The organism is Serratia sp. (in: enterobacteria), from assembly GCF_046715635.1.
Taxonomy (GTDB): domain Bacteria; phylum Pseudomonadota; class Gammaproteobacteria; order Enterobacterales; family Enterobacteriaceae; genus Chania.
Window position 1 is genome coordinate 1 of the sequence record NZ_JBKJYW010000254.1, and the last position, 16,898, is coordinate 16,898.

At 47.8% G+C, this 16,898-nt stretch carries 15 protein-coding genes and 2 pseudogenes; 9 read left to right on the plus strand and 8 right to left on the minus strand.

Features of this window, described 5'->3' with window-relative positions; all coding sequences use genetic code 11:
* The first annotated feature begins 284 nt into the window (after window positions 1-284).
* Window positions 285-1,103: a hypothetical protein gene (locus tag ACLQ7H_RS12590; protein WP_411752957.1), complete on the plus strand. Its 819-nt coding sequence runs from the start codon at window positions 285-287 to the stop codon at window positions 1,101-1,103.
* A 32-nt stretch (window positions 1,104-1,135) separates the two neighbouring features.
* Here the strand turns inward: ACLQ7H_RS12590 and ybjG are convergent, their stop codons facing one another.
* Window positions 1,136-1,741: an undecaprenyl-diphosphate phosphatase gene (gene ybjG / locus ACLQ7H_RS12595; RefSeq protein ID WP_411752958.1), complete on the minus strand. Its 606-nt coding sequence runs from the start codon at window positions 1,739-1,741 to the stop codon at window positions 1,136-1,138.
* Window positions 1,742-1,747: 6 nt separating this feature from the next.
* A complete protein-coding gene (locus ACLQ7H_RS12600; protein WP_411752959.1) occupies window positions 1,748-2,506 on the minus strand; it encodes a phosphatase PAP2 family protein in 759 nt (252 codons plus the stop codon).
* 159 nt (window positions 2,507-2,665) lie between these two features.
* On the opposite strand from ACLQ7H_RS12600, the gene eco reads away from it, so the two are divergent.
* On the plus strand, window positions 2,666-3,178 hold the full coding sequence (eco, locus tag ACLQ7H_RS12605) for a serine protease inhibitor ecotin (protein WP_411752960.1): 513 nt from the start codon (window positions 2,666-2,668) through the stop codon (window positions 3,176-3,178).
* A 93-nt stretch (window positions 3,179-3,271) separates the two neighbouring features.
* Here the strand turns inward: eco and lpxA are convergent, their stop codons facing one another.
* Window positions 3,272-4,063, minus strand: a complete 792-nt coding sequence (gene lpxA / locus ACLQ7H_RS12610) for an acyl-ACP--UDP-N-acetylglucosamine O-acyltransferase (RefSeq protein ID WP_411752961.1) — start codon at window positions 4,061-4,063, stop codon at window positions 3,272-3,274.
* Between the two features lie 639 nt (window positions 4,064-4,702).
* On the opposite strand from lpxA, the gene ACLQ7H_RS12615 reads away from it, so the two are divergent.
* Entirely contained in the window at window positions 4,703-5,131 is a 429-nt protein-coding gene (locus tag ACLQ7H_RS12615) for a universal stress protein (RefSeq protein ID WP_411752962.1), read from the plus strand.
* A gap of 250 nt (window positions 5,132-5,381) precedes the next feature.
* On the opposite strand, the gene ACLQ7H_RS12620 is transcribed toward ACLQ7H_RS12615, so the two are convergent.
* The gene (locus ACLQ7H_RS12620; protein ID WP_411752963.1) at window positions 5,382-5,966 is read right to left on the minus strand and encodes a hypothetical protein; all 585 of its coding nucleotides are present in this window, start codon (window positions 5,964-5,966) and stop codon (window positions 5,382-5,384) included.
* Window positions 5,967-6,302: 336 nt separating this feature from the next.
* Between ACLQ7H_RS12620 and ACLQ7H_RS12625 the strand changes: the two are divergent.
* Window positions 6,303-7,338: pseudogene (locus ACLQ7H_RS12625) on the plus strand (IS630 family transposase).
* Window positions 7,339-8,135: 797 nt separating this feature from the next.
* Complete coding sequence (locus tag ACLQ7H_RS12630; RefSeq protein ID WP_411752964.1) at window positions 8,136-9,266, plus strand: fimbrial protein; 1,131 nt, start codon at window positions 8,136-8,138, stop codon at window positions 9,264-9,266.
* 60 nt (window positions 9,267-9,326) lie between these two features.
* Here ACLQ7H_RS12630 and ACLQ7H_RS12635 read toward each other — a convergent pair.
* Window positions 9,327-9,821 (minus strand): annotated as a pseudogene (locus ACLQ7H_RS12635) (hypothetical protein); the annotation flags it as partial.
* Window positions 9,822-9,963: 142 nt separating this feature from the next.
* Between ACLQ7H_RS12635 and ACLQ7H_RS12640 the strand changes: the two are divergent.
* The 3 genes from ACLQ7H_RS12640 to ACLQ7H_RS12650 all read left to right on the plus strand — a co-directional run bounded on the left by ACLQ7H_RS12640 (window position 9,964) and on the right by ACLQ7H_RS12650 (window position 11,920).
* Window positions 9,964-10,458 carry a hypothetical protein gene (locus tag ACLQ7H_RS12640; RefSeq protein WP_411752970.1) on the plus strand — a complete coding sequence of 165 codons (495 nt, stop codon included), beginning with the start codon at window positions 9,964-9,966 and terminating at the stop codon, window positions 10,456-10,458.
* A gap of 1 nt (window position 10,459) precedes the next feature.
* Window positions 10,460-10,885 (plus strand): tail fiber assembly protein, encoded by a 426-nt coding sequence (locus tag ACLQ7H_RS12645; protein ID WP_411752965.1) that lies wholly within the window; start codon window positions 10,460-10,462, stop codon window positions 10,883-10,885.
* Between the two features lie 177 nt (window positions 10,886-11,062).
* A complete protein-coding gene (locus tag ACLQ7H_RS12650; protein ID WP_411752971.1) occupies window positions 11,063-11,920 on the plus strand; it encodes a DUF4225 domain-containing protein in 858 nt (285 codons plus the stop codon).
* 1,276 nt (window positions 11,921-13,196) lie between these two features.
* Here ACLQ7H_RS12650 and ACLQ7H_RS12655 read toward each other — a convergent pair.
* Window positions 13,197-13,676 (minus strand): Hcp family type VI secretion system effector, encoded by a 480-nt coding sequence (locus tag ACLQ7H_RS12655; RefSeq protein ID WP_411752966.1) that lies wholly within the window; start codon window positions 13,674-13,676, stop codon window positions 13,197-13,199.
* 541 nt (window positions 13,677-14,217) lie between these two features.
* A complete protein-coding gene (locus ACLQ7H_RS12660) occupies window positions 14,218-15,909 on the minus strand; it encodes an aspartate:alanine antiporter (RefSeq protein WP_411752967.1) in 1,692 nt (563 codons plus the stop codon).
* 345 nt (window positions 15,910-16,254) lie between these two features.
* Between ACLQ7H_RS12660 and ACLQ7H_RS12665 the strand changes: the two genes are divergently transcribed.
* Complete coding sequence (locus ACLQ7H_RS12665; RefSeq protein WP_411752968.1) at window positions 16,255-16,644, plus strand: inner membrane protein YbjM; 390 nt, start codon at window positions 16,255-16,257, stop codon at window positions 16,642-16,644.
* A gap of 51 nt (window positions 16,645-16,695) precedes the next feature.
* Here the strand turns inward: ACLQ7H_RS12665 and ACLQ7H_RS12670 are convergent.
* Window positions 16,696-16,898 (minus strand): GrxA family glutaredoxin (locus ACLQ7H_RS12670; protein WP_411752969.1); only part of this gene is annotated, 203 nt, incomplete at its 5' end.

The following is a 16,898-nucleotide window of genomic DNA, read 5'->3' on the forward strand; positions in this document are numbered from 1 at the left end:
CCATAGCCAGCAGGGTATGGTCGATATAGCGAGCGTAATCAATCTGTTCAGTAGTCATGGTAATTCCTCAGTGGGTGTAATAACGCTTTTGGATGTTAGTAATGTTATAATCCTAACATTGTCACATCGCGATTGATAGCTGTATTAACACTAATTTTTGAGTCATAAGCGGAGTTGATGAGCACCATCTGCCACAGAATTGGCTGGTAAATGTTATTTAAATAACATAGATTACACATTGACCAATCCGTTCACTGTGCAATAGCTGCCCCTGAGGAAAGAAGATGAAGACAATCATTAATCTGAGCCCTGGATTGTTCGGCAAGCAGCCGAATGAAGTGTATCGCGGCGCTGGTTTTACGGTGACCGCGTTTATGTTTCCTGGTGAGATCGCCGCGTTGGCGCTGCAAAACCAACGGGGCAACTTAACGTTGTTGCCTTACCAGGATTTGATGATTTGGGACGCGGTGTTTGACGGTCAGTCCCTCAAATCAAAAGCCAGTCACGCGCAGCCAAGGCGTAATGATGCCCGTGGTTGCTTTGCCTCTCACCAAGGTTTGCCAACGAATCATGGTCCGGTGGTTGATGTCTGGCTGGAGGTAGAGAAGGAAGCGATCACTGTACGAGCCAGTACGGCCGACGGCCCTTGCCGCACCCAACCGGCCGTTCAGCTAGCCGCTGACAGTACACAGTTCAGTATTGAAATGGTGATCAACAACCTGGCCGAGCAGGCTCAGCCACTAAGTTATATGTGCCACATGAATTATGTCTGTGAGGAGGGGGCCGTTTTCCGCCAAAACCTGCCAGGCTGCGCGCTCAATATCCGTGATAATCCGCAACAGGTCATTTGCTCCGACGATCTCTCGCTGTATGTCGATCAGGCCGAGTTCTTTATGCTGGCGCCATGCGGCAGAAGATATGTAACCCGTTTTGCCACCGGCCAATTCAGCTATGCCGTCTTACAACGGCCACGAGCCAACTCGCGAGCAACCGCGTTTATTCAGCCGGCAAGTTGTAGCCCTGAGGCTGCAGCGACACCGATGGCAGTGATGTTAAAAGCGGGAGAGATGCGGGAATTCCGCGTGACGACTGGCGTGCTATAGCTGGCAGGGGGCGAGCCCCCTGCGGGCAGGCCTTACTCTTTCACCCATCCTTTACGGATCGGGAAGGCGAACAGGAAATGGTACAGGCGTGTCAGACGCTGGGCGATGGCATCACCAAACAGGTTCCACACCAATTGGGCAAACAGACAACCCACACAGCTCAGCAGGAAACCGCCCACCATATCCAGCGGCCAGTGCACACCAAGGAATACGCGGGACCAGGCAATGGCGACTGCCACCGCCATCAGCAAAAGACCGGACCAAGCGCGATGCCAGCATAGGAAGGCCAGGGCGAAGGTGAAGATGGCGGTACCATGGTCGCTGGGGAAAGAACTGTCTGCTGCATGCGCCAGGAAGGTATAGCCGATACCGGTGACAAACGGGCGTTCATGAGGCAACAGCGCACCGATAGTGGCCGAAGCGCTCATAGCAAATAGCAGGGCAATGGCCGTTTTGGCTACCACTTCTCGCTGTGCTGCCAGTTGGCTATGCGCCCCCCAGAACCACAGGCCGACAATCAGCAGCGGGATAATGACGATCAGATCCCTTGCGATGAAAGTGGCAAGGTCGATCAACCATTCCGGGCTGGCCGGAGTGGCATCGATCCAGGCGAAAAGAAGATAGTTCAACTGCTCCATTAAGTATTACCTCGTCTTACGGCAAAAATAGCCGCTAATACACCAATAAACAGCCACCTGGCTGAACCAAACCCACCACCCGGCCCACAGGTTATGGGAAAGAAAATGTGCGCCACGCATGACCTGGCCAAAGCCCATCAGCATGCCAAGCGTGATGCCGCCCAGCCAGCACCAGTAAGCCAGGCGCGGGCGTTGCGGATAAAACAGAAACAACAGTGCCATTACGGCAAAACCGCTGGAGGCGTGGCCACCGGGGAAGCAACGGCCAGGCCCTGGAAACGCTGGCGTGGTGCCAAACAGGGGAAACGACATCGCCTTGCCACCGTACTCCAGCAGATCCCAAGGGCAGGAGTGCGCGCTGGTGGCTTTCAGGATCCCCACCACCAATGGTCCAATGCCGATCAACAGCATGGTGACGACCAACCGCGAGCTACGGCGATAAATTCCCCAGAACAGCGCCAGCACCGCTCCAGTGATAACCGAAATCTTTAACAACCGATGGTTGATCAGATCCAGCCAGTAACTGTTCTGCCAAGGAAAACGCTGGCTGGCAGCGTCATACCAATAATTGCTGACCGCCCAATCCAACTGTTCATTGCGTGACAGCCAGATAAACAGCAGCGCAGCTACCATCAGCCCAAAGGCTTGCCAACGGTAAAAGGATGCAGGCAAGGAGTAAAGGGCGTCAGTCTTAATTTGGTTAGCCGTTGAGGATTGATTTAATGAAGATTGTTTGGCGTTTGATGGGTTCACACGAAGGCTCATAGGCGATAACGGATCAGGCTACTGTAATCATCCCTCCTTAAGAAAACCTTAATAGATGGCAAGCGGTTTGGGGACGATATCCAGATTTGACCTATAATCTAACGACGTAAAGTATGCTAGCGTAGTTGGGTATTAGGTTATGAATTGTAAGGATAAAAAATGAACAAGTTTTCTATGGTAATGACCAGCCTGCTGATGGCCGCGTCTGTCAGTGCCGTTGCTGCCACCCCCACAAGTACTGACGATCTCAATATGCAGCCGTTGGAAAAAGTAGCACCGTTCCCGAAAGCGGAGCCGGGGATGAGCCGGCAGGTCATTTATTTGCCCAAGCAGGAGAATGAAGAAAACTTTAAGGTTGAGCTGCTGATTGGCCAAACGCTGGAAGTGGATTGCAACCGCCACATGATGGGGGGCAACCTGGAGAGTAAAACGCTGGCAGGTTGGGGTTACGACTATTTTGTACTGGCGAAGCTCTCGGCTCCGGCCTCTACCATGATGGCTTGCCCGGATAATACCAAGCGCCAGGAGTTCGTTGCCGCTCACCTGGGGGATGCCGCGATGCAGCGCTATAACAGCCGCTTACCGATTGTGGTTTACGTGCCGAAGGACGTCGAGGTGCGCTATCGCATCTGGTCAGCCAGCGAAACTACTGGCCGGGCGGTAATTAAATAATCGCATAAGAGGGGGTTGCTACAGATTCACCGCTGAAACAGACTATCATCGTAGGGGGCGCCGCATGCTGCGCCCATCTGAATAATCCAGAACCTAGCGGATAATGCCGCGTGCCGATCGTGAGAAGAAAGAATTAAACCATTGCAGCAGCGGATAGGTTTCGCTCAAGCGCCGCGCTTCCTGTTTTACCTCATCGATCGCCAACGCATTGTGATACAGCATGTTATACAGGGCTAGGATCACCTGCTGTTGCTGATCGTTGAGCAATTGGAAGGCTGCCGCTGACTCGTTAACACCGATGGGAGCGGCATGGTTGCCACTGGCGCTGACAAAAGGTGGGACATCCTGCACCACGCCGGACTGATGGGCGATATGCGCATGGGCACCCAGCAGGCAAAACTGATGTATCGCGCACATATACCCGATCTGCACAAAATCATCCAGCTCAACATGCCCGGCCAGCCCCGAGTTATCACCGATAATCGTGGTATTGCCGACAATGCAATCATGGCCAATGTGTACGTTGTTCAAGAATAGGTTGTCATTGCCGATAGTCGTTCGTCGATAGCCCTGAACGGTGCCGCGATGAATGGTCGCATTCTTGCCGATCCTGTTTCTGTCGCCGATCACCACGTCCGTCACTTCACCAGCATATTTCAAATCCTGATTCGCTTCGCCGATGGTGGAAAACTGCCCGATAACGTTATCGCAGCCAATACGGGTGAGGCCGTTAATGCTGACATGAGAGGCTATCACCGTGTCATCACCAATCTCGACGCCGGCTGCGATGATGCAGAAAGGGCCAATGCTGACGCGCGCACCGATAATCGCCCCAGGTTCAATCAAGCTGTTGCTTGCGACCCGGGCAGAGGGAGAAATTGACATTGCGTTATCCTGGAGATGGCGCGTGGCGTTTCCGGCACTCAGGCCAATCATGGGTAAATGATTAAGCCGAAGTTTGGATTAATCTTAGAGTAAGCGTCGAATGGGAGGGGATTGGGCGTTGGAGGCCTGGTGATTTTTCTTATCGACAGGGCCGAGTATAAGGAGGTCCTGGGCATATCACACCATCTTATATTTTCTTTATTTTCTGAACTTTTCTGTAACGGAAGATGGGCACGGGCGGGTGAGAATGCGGATCGGCAAACCGAGACTGCGACATTCTCTCTTCGGGTTCACAACGTAGGGCGCTGCATGCTGCACCCGTTGGGATAATCAATGAGTTATCTAACGCTTTCTATAGCGCTTAAGACGCTTGGGGATCCCGTTTTTCCAGGTTTTTCACCACTTCCTGCGCCTTGGTTTAATTATTGGTTGTTCGTCACATGATCCTCTTTGGCAGCAGGGATGTCCTGCGCATAGTAAAGAGTTTAGCTGCATGCAGATTTTGCAGGAGTGCCTGATGCCGAGATGGATTGTTCCTGTAGTGGAACGATAAGAGGATAAGCAGCCACTCGCAGGCTAGGCTAGAATTAATAGGTAGGTTATCAGGCTGGGTATTAGGTAATACGGAGGGCCGACAATATGACTTATCAACATATCGTTATTGCAACCGATCTGAGTGACGATGCCGAACTGCTGGTGCGTAAAGGTTCTGCATTGGCGGGCGCACTGCAGGCCAAGCTGTCGTTGATTTATATCGATGAGCAAGCCAATCACTATAGCGAGTTTGGTAGTGGCGAATTCAACTATACCGATAAGACCTTCTCCGAACGAGTGAAGAACATGCTTAACGCTATCCAACAGCAGGCGGAGTATCCCATCAGTGAAGTGATCATTGGCCGTGGTGAGCTATGCGAAGTGCTGAACAATACCATCCGTGAAAAGGGGATTGATTTGGTGATATTTGGTCACCACCACGATATATGGAGCCGTTTGGTATCCAGTACGCGCCGTACGATCAACCATATTGCGGTTGATATGCTGGTGGTGCCGCTCGAAAAACATTTATGAGGAGTATTGAATCTGAGTGGCATTGAGAATGTAAGGCATCACAATAAATTAGGCCAGCGCAGTGATTCGGCCATGGTTATAGAGGCCGAATCACTGCGGAACTGTCTCAACAGCCCGCCATTGCCATACCCTAGCTCTAGCATATATTCTTATTTTTGTTAGCTTTCTTGGTGATTGAATGCTGATTTTAACTCCGCCCGCTATTATGTTATTGTGATGTTCAGCATAATAGCAGGGGGCATTTATTTGATTACTCTATTGATGAAAAACTTCTTTCCATGAGGTAGTTCAGTACCTTAACCTTATCATCAAGCAGGTCAGCGGGGATGCTTTTTAGGAGTTTATTTCGCACATCGTTTCTTATAAAGAAGAGTGATGTATTTGAAAAGAAAAAAGGGTCCATCAAGTAAATATAAACGCCGGTGTTGTGTAGTTCCAGATAATCACTGCCAACAAATGATATATTCTTTGCGATCGTGGTGTATTTTTTGGCTAAAATTGCACTGAGAACACTAAACTGATCGTTTTTAAATTCTAAGTGCAATGCGGCTAAATTTTTATTCTGATCAAACAAGGTAAAAACATCTTTAATACTTTCAAAAATGATATCGCTCCGTTTGTCCTTATTGTTATCGGGTGTTTCTTTATAGATGTTTCCTCTCAGTTCGTTGTTAAATCCCACATTTACCGCTTCCGAGTGAGTCGCCTTGAACATATCTTCCGTTGTCTGACCAAACTTCACCGTAAGCGTGCCTGTGCTGGCTGCACTTAAGTGCCCACAAAAAAAAGGGCTGGTTAAAACCAGAAAAAGGTAACCTAAGAAACTCATTTTCATGATGCAATCCTATAAATCCTTTCGGGATTGTGAAATGGTACATAAAAAATCATTAAACAACTCAAAATCAGGTGTTTTATTCTTGATGCAGTTATTATGTTGGTTTTACATGCTCACCTTCCTGGTCTAAGTGACATTTATGACCGATGTTATATCCCCTTTATCACGTGATGATAGCTCGGTTTTTCACTACGTTGTCATTAAAGCAATAGTGTTGTCAATAATTTCGATAGGTTAAATTCTGTCAGTTTAAAATATGATATTGCGGTTAACGTTATATACCCGTGAACAATGAAGCTGCTTGATTTTCTTCAGAATGAGGATCATTCTGACGTTATGACTATTTATCTCAGTGAAGAGCAAAAGCAAACCCTTATCAACCTGCATCTAACATGTAGGGATCGCCATATCTGCGATCGGATACGCTGTGTTTTGCTCTCTGCCGATGAATGGTCTCCAGATATGATCGCCCGTTCCCAACTTATCCACGAAGCAACTGTCCGGCGTCACCTCAGTGACGGGCTTAACGAAGAAAAACTGAAACCTGGAAATGGCGGCTCTCAAAGTCACCTTAACGAGGCTCAGACAGCGGAGCTCATCACCTACCTGATGGCTAATCTTCTTCCGACAACTCAAGCTATTGTCAGCGTCGTTGACGACTTGTGGGGGATAAGTTACACCGTGCCCGGCATGAATAAATGGCTGCATAAGCACGGCGTTAGCTATAAAAAACCGGTGGGGATACCTCATAAGTTCAGCGCCGAAGCCCAGCAGGCGTTCGTGGACGCCTATGAAGGGTTGCAGCACGAGGCCGGTGATGATGAACCTATCCTGTTCATCGATGGTGTTCACCCCACGCAAGGAACAAAACTGGCGTATGGCTGGATGCCTAAAGGGGGAACCAGCAAAAACGGTCAAGACCCGCGGCAGTCGTAGCCGCCTGAACTTGATGGGTGCGCTGAATCTGAATGCTATTGGCAAAACTGTGGTACGGGAATACAACAGCATCAATAGCTTGAGTATCGCTCAGTTCTTCATCGCCATCAGGGAGACTTATCCAATCAGCCAGAAGGTCCATATTATCCTCAACGGAGCCGGTTATCACCGGGGTAGTCTGGTGAAGGACTGGGTTTATGTGATGAATATTGAGCTTCACTTTTTACCCCCGTATAGCCCCAACTTGAACCCAATAGAACGGATATGGAAGGTGATGAACGAGCGTGTCAGAAATAATCACTACTTCGCCACAACAGCGCTTTTTAGGCGGGAACTACACCGATTTTTTACGGAGAGATTACTGGAACTTGCCGGAAACTTGTTATGCCGTATTAATGACAACTTCCAGGTCTTGAAAAATGCATCTTCAAGTTAATCGTGTATATATGGAAAATAGACTTTATGGGTTCTTAATAGTCGATGGTCAATTGGATATTACTAACAAAAAAACGCCTTCTTTGCTTACAGGAATTTACGTTATAGGCCCTGTTTTTCAAGGTTATATATCTGAGTGGGGTTCCGGTGAGGATATTAATTTATTCGCTGGCTAATAATTAAGGTTCCTTCATCTCAAAAATGACACGATGAAAATCGTTTGGGTTGAACGCGGATTGTCTTCATCAAATCAATGTTTAGGGCATACGAAGAGTGAATTAAGAAATAAATTTCAATCTATTGGTACTCCCCGATGATTTTATAGCCAATAAATGTTTACATACCCGTATCGTCAGCCCGCCGTACATCATTCGCTACTCAGCGACAGAGGCAACCACTGCCAGCATCTGCGGATTTTTTGGCCAACAGAAGCAAGGCACCGTGAACCTGGAACTCTGGGAAAGTGCTATAACGCAGTAGCAATGGTTACATCAGCAAATCGCATCGCACCAGCTATAATTCATCGTATGCCGCAGTTAACGTTGGGCTTGGAAAAACTCCCATTGGTGGGGAGACGCAGTATAGCAACATCAACATCTACCCCAGGGCAAATTATGGGTGAAGTGGGGGAGAGGGTAGCGAAATACCCTACCGTAGTGGGCGACATGCTGATGCCACAGACTGAGGGCCGTGCACAGGCAACTATTGAATAGGTTACCTCGGTTCACCAACCAGAATCAGGGAACATCGCACCTTTAAAATTAGCCGACATAGGCCGTGAACAATGAGATAAGAGTCATGAGTAAATACAGTAAGTTATTCAACAAGAAAAGAATCGTATCGCTGCTGCTCGGTATGCTGGCAATGTATACTTACAATGTGAGCGCAGCAATGACGTGTTTTTTCGCGAGCGGTTTTGCAACGATCACCGCTTCGGCAGCGCTGCAGGCTCAGAATATCACCGTTGGCTCGGATTTACCGAATGGTACCATCTTGTACAGCCAGAATTTTGAACCCTCAAGCCTACCAACTATAAACTGTACAGCATCGCTAACAGGATACAGCATATTTAACAGCTTAGCCTACACAAAGACACCTCTTCCCCTGTCGGATTGGAATGGTTCGCCGTATGCTGGCCAAATTTACAAAACGGGAGTTTCAGGTATTGGCGTTGCCGCCACAATCCAAGGCGTGGCATTACCCAATAGGTTTTTGGCCGCTTCAAGAAATGCTAATTCACCCGTCGCATTCGTTTCTGTATATCGTGACGTTAAGATCATCTTTATCAAGATAGGTCCTGTTTCTGCAGGCGTCATTAGAGGTAGTGATTTGCCCTCTGTCAAAATAGATTTTACTACTGAAGGGAGTGATAATGATGCGGCTATCAATATTAGATTAACGTCACTAAGCTTTTCTGGTGTGATAAATATCGTCGCGCAAACCTGTCAAACACCTGACGTGAATGTGTCTATGGGAACGTTTGATATCAACAAAACCTTTAAAGGGGTGGGAACCGCTACCAAATGGCAGGATGCATCAATACGTTTCACGAATTGCCCGCGATTTTATGGTGTTCAAGGCTCGGGAACTTATTCGGATAACGGAACAGTGAGTAACACCATGCCACTGAATCAGATAAGTGTGACTCTGACGCCTAACACCGCGATTATTGACGGTGCTAAAGGGATTATGGGGCTTAAAACCGGGGCTGGAGCTGCCTCTGGAGTCGGCATCCAGTTAGCCTATGGCCAAGTGAGCGATGCATCTCCCACTATGGTCAACTTTGCCTCTCCTAAAACTTATCCTTTTGCTAATAGTGATTCTACGACCAAGGTGCTGCCCTTGGTGGCCAGGTATATACAGACTGAAGACCAGGTAAAACCTGGGCGCGCTGATGCGACAGCAACCTTTACCATTAATTATTATTAGATAACCTGCCCCGGTTTATCCCAGGGCATTTATAATCCTTATCACCTTAATGAATAGAATTTATATATCCGAGATATTTTTGAAAGACCATTTTACAACACCTTGTTTTAGAAGGTTACATAATAATCTCGGCCAATGCATTGCTATATGATCGTGAACCACCTGGCTAGCCTTCTCCACATCCCCAAATCCACCCGTCCTATTCGGGATAATCCCCCTCTGCGGCGGCACACGGTGCGCTCTCAACAGGTCATCACGGCTGGAGTTCTTTATATTGAAAAAATCATCCTTGGTAGTGACCTCACTCAAGGGCAAAATTTTAATGCCGCCGAGCTTGCCGTTTGGCGCGTACATAAACAAGTTACGGAAGTTGCCTAGACCTTTGGCATCGTGCATCGCCTGGCGTTTTCGGTCCATATCACTGGTGCTTTGTGTCGCATCGGTCATATACAAGATATACCCAGCGTGCGCGTCGTTCTGGTAATACTTGCGGCGAAATCGGGTGGCGGCCTCATTGAGCCACGCGGAGTTTAGCGCGCTCAGGTATTCCGGTAGGTCGTCCACGGTAGCGCAATGTGATGGCAAGTACGCGTTACGCTCTATCAAGGTGAACGGCAAGCCGTTGAGTGGGGATGTCAATCTGGTGGCTGGGGATATCAACGCCTACACCAAAACCGAAGCTGATGGCCTCTATCTGATGAAGAGTGGCGGCCAATTGACCGGCACGTTAAAGACCAGCGCAGAAATCCAAGCGACCACCTCGGATAACTACCGATTAGTTGGCGGTGATTACGGGACGTACTGGCGTAATGATGGCAACATTATGGGCAGTCGCTGGGGCAATAAATGGTTATGGGACGCGATTGTAGAGCAGGTTAATGGTCGTGTTGACTGCGGATCTTTTAACAACCGCTCGCATGTGGCGGGTAACCGCCAGGCATGGTGGTACAAAGATGAACTGACAGGTTTTATTTTCCAGGGCGGCGTGGTTAACCGGGGCGAAGGCTATCTGACCTGGGTTGGTTTTCCGCGTGACTACACACAGGACTGTTTTGGTGTCCAGCTTACTCTGGCTGGACACTGGGGGGATTCAAATATGAATGTTGAGGCACAAAGCCTGTCAGCAGGCGGGTTTAATGCGGCGATGGGAGATAATGAACGCGTGGTCTTCTGGTGGGCAGTGGGGGTATAAAATGAGTTACGGATACAGTGCGAGCACCAATATTCTCTATGTATTGGAAGATAAACCGGCCTATAACGCCAACGGCAATTGGCCGGAGGATGTAAAACCCATTACTGATGTAGAGTGGACGACGTATTGCGCACAAGAGCCAGGAGGGAAAATGCGCGGGGCTGATAGTCACGGTTTACCTTGCTGGGTCGATATCCCGCCGCCGTCAAAAGCGCAAGCGGTGGAGGCAGCAAAGATAGATAAATCACAACGGTTGGCACTGGCGACAAAGAAGATCGCCCCGTTGCAGGATGCGCAAGAGCTGGGGATAGCGTCAACAGATGAGCAAGCGCAGTTACTGGCCTGGAAACGTTACCGGGTGCTGATTAACCGGATAGATTCTGAAGCCGCGCCGGATATTGATTGGCCTCCGGTGCAGGAGGCTTAAAAATGGCCCGCTAATAAGTGGGCGCTCTTCTGGCTATATCCCAGTAGCCAACCTAATACTCGCTCTGTGACCTGCCTGGCAATCGAAATACCTTGCGTAAGGTATACTTATCAATTATATAAACCAAACGGTTTTGCGATAAACGATAGATTAAAGAGTGGTTTTATCATGGATAGATTGATGCAGGGAATGTATGACGAATTGGACGAGATTAAACGCGATCCGTATATAAATCGGGAGGATAGGGAGCGAGGAGAGCAAAGAGTCAATGGCGTTATTATCAGTTATAAGCAGAATGAGCTTATGCAGGTAATGAACAGCGTTGCCAGTAAGTATATGAAGTGGAGCCTGGCAAAGGATAAGTTTATTAGTGAGGTTGTTTCCTACTCCAATGATATTACATCCAAAGTTAATACGGGTGAAATAACACAAGATCAAGCGATGAGATCGTTAGATCAGGAAATCGCAAGCCTAAGAAAGCAAGATGAAGCTATGACAAGGAAAAATGTACAACAGGTAATCCTCGTTAAGGCTAGCATAGATGACAAGAGGAAAAATATTAACGATAGGGTAGAGGGAAACATAAAGCTAACTATTGCTGGCATAGGTTTTGTTACGTCAGGCTTGCAGGTGGTTGTTGGTGCCGGGATGGTAGGGAGTGTTGTTGGAACGATGTCTGGGGCTCTCTTGATTGCACATGGAGTCAATGGGGTTGTTGAAAATGGTTATTATCTTTTATATAGAAAAGATTACACTGGGCCCGTAAAGTTTGTTTATGAAGGTATTGGGGAGCAACTTGGATTAAGCAAGCGAGACTCTGATGTTGTGTATACGGTTGTCGATATAGCTTTATCCGTGAATGGAATGCTTGGTTATAAATTGGCAGAAGATGCTGCGCGTCTATATCGCTATATAAACGCGGATCTATTGTGGGGGCTTAAAGAGATGGGTATTAATAGTATGAGTTCTATGGATATTATTGTAGAGGTGCTCGGTGATATAAATACTATATATAGTCAAAAGAGAAGTTACTAATGATTACTATATATATATTGTTGTCGCTATTGGTAATGGTTTTAAATTTTGTTTATTTAAAGAAGTTGTTGCTTTCTGAAGACCTATACGCACATTTTTACGCAATACTCATTTCAGTTGCACCTGCATTATTTCACTTTTATGTTTTGAACTTCAGGGAAATACCTTTTTTCGATATAGATATTTCTGAAAACGAACCAATGATCTATCTCTCATTAGCATTCGGATACTTAACCGGGTTGCCTTATATGATTGCAAGGAGAATGTATAGATAGGGTCGATGGGGTGGTGATAGACTGTCCTAAAGACTAGATCAGGGAGGGGAGATGAACTATCTGTATTCGCTATTTTCAATTGTTACCTTATGGCCTTTGTACTTAATTATAAAGGGGCTGACGTCATCTTATTACCCATACTCTAGATTTTACGCTATCCTGGTCGCATCGTTATTTATGCTGTTCCATCTGTATGTCTTCAACTTTCAATTAATTCCGATACTTGGTATCGCTGTGCCAGATGATAACGAGTTCATGTCGTATGCCCCGTATTTATATGGATTATTGACCGCTGCCGTCTGTGCAGTGGCTCACAAGAGAAGTAAGGATTAATCATATAATAGCAGGGGGAAGGTGTTATCTCTCGATTATTGTTTTTTTTAATGACGTGTCTGGGTGAGTCTATGAGTTATACATATTCAGTGTTATCAATTATTAGCCTTGTTATTTTATATTTCTCTAATAGAAAATTGACATCATCTTACTACCCTTTGCATAATTTTTTTGGAATCATGATTTCCTTCTTGTTTGTACTTTTCCATATGATAGTTTTGAGAGCTCATGTGATCCCTATTTTGGCGATTCCCGTATCAGAAGAAGATGATTTTATGTATTATGGTCCGCTAATATATGCCTTCTTGTGTATTGTTGTCAGTATGTTAGCTCACGGAAAAGGTGAAAAGTGAGCTATATATATTCACTATTCTCCATCTTAACGCTTTACCCGTTATTTATCTGGGTCAGAAAGTTATCATCATCACACTTCCCTTACACTCGGTTTGGTGCGATTGCCGTAATAGGGGTCTTTATGGTTTTTCATTTGCATATATTTCATATGAAAACCATCCCTATTCTAGGGATCTCTGTTCCTGAAGATAATGAGTTTATGTCTTATGCCCCTTATTTCTTTGGTTTATTGGTGACGTTCGTTAGTATGGCCGCCTTTAATAGTAAGGGTAAGTGAACTTGTGAGGGATGGCATTAACCATCCCCCCTTCATATCAATAGACTCTGTCATCCCAAATACTGTAACCACTGGTGCCCGCAATAATATGGCTCCAGGTAATGCTCTTGTATTTCAAAGAGATGGATTCTTGCGGTTGTGCGCCGCTGTGGGTAATTGAGTGAGGGTGTGAGCCTGAGATATCGGAAATGGTGGCATCAGTGAGTAAGATGGTGAAGTAAAGCTCTTGCGCACCGGACGCATTGGTTCTATAGAACTCAAACAGGACTTCAAGCGATTCATTGCTGGAAATAGCCACGCCCAGCAAAGGTGAGGATTTATCGATAGGTTTGGTAAACACGACAGGGTGATGGCTTACATGCTGTTCCCTGCTCATCGCATAGTTCAGGCTATTAACCAGAATTTGGTCTAAATGACCGGCCTGGCCTTTATTACCGATGGAATCCATAGAGGAACACCCAGCAGAAATAAGGCCCTGTTGTTTACCTTTCAATGTTGCATAGATTACGTTAGCCATTATTCAATATCCCTATATTAACAATGTGACTTGGTGCCGCGAGATGGACCAACAGCGTATAGTTTAGTGAGTCTGCAGAATGTAACATAATCAGCCATAATAAATCCTGCATAAAATGCGGAGGTTGCGGTGTTTCCCTGGTGTAGCCACAACGGTCTCATTTACCCTAGAGAAATGGCGAAAATCCGACCAATCGATTCACTAGAACCATCACCTGATAGTGATCGTTGAAAGCGATGGTAGCCCCGGTATTTTGGGCTTGTTGTCCGGTTGTCATGCTGGTTGCTATCGTGTGCAGGCGCTTGAACCTACTCACAACGAAGCAAGAGCCAACTGTTCAAAGGGGGGAAGGGGGATTTCAGGCAACAAAAAACCCGCTAATCTTGAACCTAAAAAGGCGGGACTAACGGGCTCCACAAAATGGGGACATCAAAGAAAAGCAGTGGCACTAATTCAGACTATGTCCTAATCGAAAAGTTCTGCCTGTTGCTCGGAAAAGCAAAAAATATTTCTTCGAGGCACCACTTCTCATAGCGCCTTGCTACCCCATTATACCTGGCCAGATCACCACGATGAGCGAGCCGGCCAAGGTTAACAACACGTTAGCGATGGCATAGGTGCCTGCATACCCCAACGCAGGAATATTACTACGTGCAGTGTCGCTAATGATTTCCATCGCCGGGGCGCAGGTACGTGCCCCCATAATGGCACCAAACAGCAGGGCACGGTTCATGCGTAGAATGTAGGCTCCAAACAGGAAGCAGATCACCACCGGCACCAGGCTGACGATCAAGCCTGCGATGAGCATCTGGCCACCGACCGCGCCAAGTGTATTGCCGATACCTGCCCCTGCGCTCAGACCCACACCGGCCATAAACACCATCAGGCCGAACTCTTTCACCATGTTCAACGCGCCCTGAGGGATATAACCAAAGGTCGGATGGTTGGCACGCAGGAAGCCCAGCATGATGCCGGACATCAGCAGCCCAGCGGCGTTGCCGATGCCAAAGGAGAAGCTGCTGCTGAACTGAATGGTGATTTGGCCAATCAGCAGGCCGATGATAAAGAAGGCGCAGAACGCCAGCAGATCGGTGACCTGGCTATGAATAGAGATGAAGCCGATCTTCTCCGCCACGCTTTTTACCCGGCGGGCATCGCCGCTAACCTGCAGCACATCGCCTTTATTCAACACGATGCTGTCATCGATCGGCATTTCAATCTGGCTGCGGATCACGCGATTCAGGAAGCAACCATGATCGGTCAGCTTCAACTGGCTCAGGCGCTTGCCCACCGCATTGCTGTTCTTTACCACGATCTCTTCGGTTACGATGCGCATATCCAACAGATCGCGGTCGAACACTTCCTTACCGTTACGGAAGCTGGGATCCAGGCGTGCGTGAGCATCAGGGTAGCCGACCAATGAGATTTCATCCCCGACCTGCAACACCGCATCCCCGTCCGGGTTGGCCAGAATGCCATTGCGGCGAATTCGCTCAATGTAGCACCCGGTTTGGCGGTAAATGCCGAGCTCGCGCAGGTTTTTGCCGTCTGCCCAGGCAACTAGCTCCTGGCCAACGCGATAGGCGCGGATCACCGGCAAATAAACCTTGCGCTGGCTATCGGTATCCAGGCCGCGCTCACGGGCGATTTGTTGAGCGGAGGTAGACAGGTCCTGATGCTGTAGTTTTGGCAGATAACGAGCGCCGAAAATCAGGCTGACCAAGCCAATCAGGTAGGTCAGGGCGTAGCCCAGGCTCAGGTGATCTTGAGCGGCAAGCAGCGCCGGGCCGTTGGTGATGGTATTACGCAGCGTATCGCCTGCACCCACCAAAACCGGCGTGGAGGTCATTGAACCGGCGAGCATGCCAGCGGTAAGGCCGATATCCCAACGGAACAGCTTACCCAGACCGATGGCGATTACCATCGCTGAACCGACCATCACCAGCGCCAGCATGAAGTAGTTTTTGCCGTCGCGGAAAAAAATCGAGAAGAAATTGGGGCCAGCTTCAACGCCGACGCAAAAAATAAACAGCATAAAACCGAGGCTCAACGCTTCGGTGTTAATGGCAAAGTGCTGCTGGCCAAGCAACAGCGAGACCACTAAAACGCCAATGGAATTACCGAGTTGAACGGAACCAAGACGAACCTTTCCGAGGCAGAGCCCCAGGGCGAGTACCACAAACAGTAACAGGATGTAGTTACCGTTTAACAAACTTGCGACGTTTATGTTCACGGGGGATAACTTATTGTTTACCAGTAAGTTCTTGAAAAAGAACACTATAAGAGTTAGATTCAGCCATAGACTATATGGATAAAACTTATATAACAACCAACCATCGGAAGGCGATCCGAACCATCGAATGGCGGCGTTTATTCTAGTCGCTATCACGTATGACAGCCAGCATAAAGCGGTGTCGGTATACGTATTTAACCCTTTTTGACCAAGGAAAAAGTTCAGCCAGCGCTGCCGATTTCGGCCGTGTGTCGCAAGGTCTGTGCGATAGGCTGTTTTTTTACGGTGTAGTCAGCGGTCACATCGCGATATCCGTCGTTTTTCGGATATGGAGGGGAGAGGTGGATGGTGAGTTATCGATACTGGCTGGGCATTTTCAGCTGTTTTCTGCTCTTTAGCCTGGTTTTTCTTGGCCAGAAGGGCGGTACCGTCGGCGTGACAGAGCCTGAGCATCATGGTGAAACCGGCCTGCTGTTATTTATTATTCCCGGTTTTATCGCCAGTTACTTGTCGAGTAAGCAGCGTATTCTGTGTCCTTTGCTTGGCGCATTGTATGCGGTACCGCTGTGTTTGATCATTCGTCACTTTTGGTTGACGCCCGGCCATTCGTTTTGGCAGGAGTTGGCTTACGCAGTCAGCGCCGTATTCTGGTGTGTGTTGGGGGGAATGTTGTATTTATTAATGCGCGCGGTATTGCATGCGTTGCAACAGTTCTATCAGCGGCACAAATCTTAATCGTAAAAAAGGCCACCTGCGTTCGGTGGCCTTTTTTGTTCGAGCTGAAGCTTACTGGAACAGGTTCAGATTTTCTTTGGCGTAGGCTTCAAAATCGGTGCAGCCGCCAATGTGAGTCTGATCGAGGAAGATCTGTGGCACGGTTTCTACCGGTTTGCCCACGGTTTTTTCCAAATCGGCCTTGGTGATGCCTTCTGCGTGGATATCAACATAACGGAAGTTGAAATCGTCACGCTCTTCAGTCAATTTCTCTG